Annotated in this window: 1 protein-coding gene; it reads right to left on the bottom strand. The window is 39.4% G+C overall.

Features of this window, described 5'->3' with window-relative positions; genetic code table 11:
* On the bottom strand, positions 1-2,942 hold a 2,942-nt coding region (locus tag ACFIK3_RS09130), incomplete at its 3' end, for a DEAD/DEAH box helicase family protein (protein WP_375676593.1).
* Between the last annotated feature and the right edge of the window lie 126 nt (positions 2,943-3,068).

The raw sequence follows: 3,068 nt of genomic DNA, 5'->3' as shown, positions 1-3,068 counted from the left end.
CCTTTCTTCAAACTATGATAAGTCGATTCAATGTTAATGGCTGCTATGTAATAAGCCAGTAAAACAATCTCATTGGCATGGATATCATGACGGAACTTATATTCCATATCCTCTGGTTTTATGAGCTTTGATTGTAAAAGCCTTGTGATAAAGGTCCCCGTTCCAGTGAAAGGGTCAAGAATAGAAACTCCACGTGACCCTAAGCTTTTTCCAAATTCATTACGCAACACATCATCAACAGAATGAATGATAAAATCCACAACTTCAACGGGGGTATAAACAATGCCAAGCCTATCCGTGGTTTTCTTAAATGCCTTGGTAAAAAAATCTTCGTAAAGTTTGATAATAAGATTTTGTCTTGCCTGTGGTTCGGTAATGCCAGAGGCACGGAACTTTACGCTGTCATAAAACTCTTGTAATTCTTTGGATTCTTCCTCAATATTGGTTTTATCGAGTTCTGTTAAGATTTTTTCCATTGCTTGCGAAATGGCATTGTTTTGTACAAATTCATTGCCCTCAAACAAGGCTTCAAACACGGGACGCGTCACAAGATGTTGCGCTAACATCTCAATCGCTTCTTCTTGCTTTATCTCACTGTTTAAGTTGTTTTTTAATTCCTTATAAAACGCATCAAAGGCATGATAAGCTTCGCTTGTTTGATCAGAAAGCATAGTTTGAAGGCGTGTGATATGGTTTTGTGCAATCTCAGCAACATTGCCAGCCCAAATGCCCCAATAATCACTCATGGTAGATTTTTTAACAATCAGTGTTTTGAGAGCATTGGGAAACTCAACAAAAAAGGGCAATCTTCCTTGTCCTTCATATGTTTGGTGCGGTTCATGAGCTTGTGTCCCAATACGAAGTCCGGATTGTTCTGATTTTTCGTGGAGCGTGATTTCGTCAATAACCGTGGTGACATTCTCTAATTCGGTCTTTTTAGAAACTGTAACAATGTCGATGATAGAGCTTACGTCTTGCCCTAAGACCATCTGGTTAAGGGTTTTACTAAAATTCTCATCATGGGCAAGCAAAGCATTGAGAACTTGCCAGACAACACTGTATCTCTTATTGTTTTTTAATGCCTCTTCTGGTGAAACACCAGCAGGAACACCAACCGGCAAAATGATATAGCCCATCTTTTTGCCTTTTGCACGACGCATCACACGTCCTACCGCCTGTATCACATCCACTTGGCTTTTACGCGGGTGTAAAAACATAACCGCATCAAGGGAAGGAACATCAACACCTTCTGAAAGGCAGCGTACATTGGTTAATATACGGCAGACATTCTCACCCGCATCTTCTTTCAACCAATCAAGTTTTATCGTACGGTTTTTGGCACCAGATTTTCCATTAATATGATCTACTTGACAGTTAAGAGGGGGAATATTTTTATGGTTTTCATGAAGATTACGTAAATCTTTCTTAACTTCTTCATCGTTGAATGTTCTACATATGCGTTCAGAAGTATCAATATCTCTACAAAAAGCCAAAGCCCGGTGCATGGGTCTTGTATCATCCCCAAGATCAATTTTCAGATCCATTTTGGTAAGAGCTTGATAACAACCCATGATCTTTGTTCTATCATCAAGAATAAGTTCATAATTCTCATCTGTCATCAGATGCTGGATAGATTTACTCACTTCTCCTTCATCAACACCTAAAACGATAATCTTGTAAGGCGTTAAAAGTCCATTTTTTACAGCATGGGAGAAACTATAAGAATAAAGGATTTTTCCATAAAGCTCTTCATCATCCATAGAAGCCAGAACAGCATCAATCTCATTAGCTTGTTTTTTGGCATTATCACTAAAGATACGAGGGGTTGCTGTCATATACAGACGTTTCTTGCCCCGAATAAGGCTATTATTATGAACCTTGATAAACTCAGATTCACTCTTGTCTGTTCCTAACACAGCTCCAGTGGTACGGTGTGCTTCATCACAAATGATCAGATCAAATTCCGGTAAAGCATATTTCTTTTGCGCATCCGAAATCACTTGTATCGAATGGTAGGTAGCAAAGACCACTGTCATGGCATCAGGAGAAACCTTATTGGCTTTTTCTCCAAGCTTTTGAGAATCTGTTGTTGCTGGTAGAGCGAGATCCGAGACATCGAGTTCGGCAGCATCATCTTGGGCTTTACGACGTTTGCCAACTTGTGTATCAGAACACACAGCAAAGGAACGCAAGGGGATTGCTGTATCTGCTGTCCATTCTCTTATTGTTTGTGACATTAAAGAAAGAGAGGGGACAAGGAATAAAACACGTTTACCTTGACCAGCAAGAGCTTCTGCTATCTTCAGACTGGTAAAGGTCTTTCCCGTTCCACACGCCATAATCAGCTTGCCGCGGTCTGCTTCTTTTAACCCTTCACAAACAGCTTTAAGCGCTTCTTGTTGATGATCTAAAAGATTTTTCGGTTCTTTTTTCTTAAGAGTAGCTTCCCCTTTGCTTTCAAAGGTTGACCAATCTATTTGACTGTTTTCCAGATCAAAAAGATTAATCCGTTGAATGCGGACTCCTTGTCCTTCACAGGTGAGATCGGCATTGTTACTCCAATTACCTTCGGTGCTATCAACCAGAATACGGCGTGTGAAGATCTTTTTTCCTGAGGCAGCAATAAAGCTATCAATATCTTCCTTCTTGATTTGATGATTTGCACTATAAAACTTACATTGAATAGCGGCATATCCTTCTTCATCACGAATTTTAGCAACCAGATCAATGCCGATATCACGCCCATCTTCTCCATGCTCTTTTGCCCATTCACAATAGGTTTGAACCTTTTCATATTCTTGGCATTGCAGAGGGTCTTGCGTCAAATAAGCAATTACAAACTTTTCAAAAGAAGTTCCTCTATCGCGCGCATTTTCTGTATGATCACGGTAGGATTGTAACAGAGAGCGTAATGTCAGTGGTTTGTTATGAGATTGAAGCATTTATAATAAAACCCCACCGCTATATAAGCGTTGATCTATCGATGTCAAAAAACTTTAAATAGAATCTGCTAGATCTATTTAAAACAAATAGCAATAATAAAATAAAAAAAGGGTGCTAAAGACCCA

The organism is Bartonella sp. CB10SXKL, from assembly GCF_042195515.1.
In the GTDB taxonomy this organism is placed as follows: domain Bacteria; phylum Pseudomonadota; class Alphaproteobacteria; order Rhizobiales; family Rhizobiaceae; genus Bartonella.
Note: the sequence above shows the minus strand (reverse complement) of the source record. Positions and strands in the feature narration are given on the sequence as shown.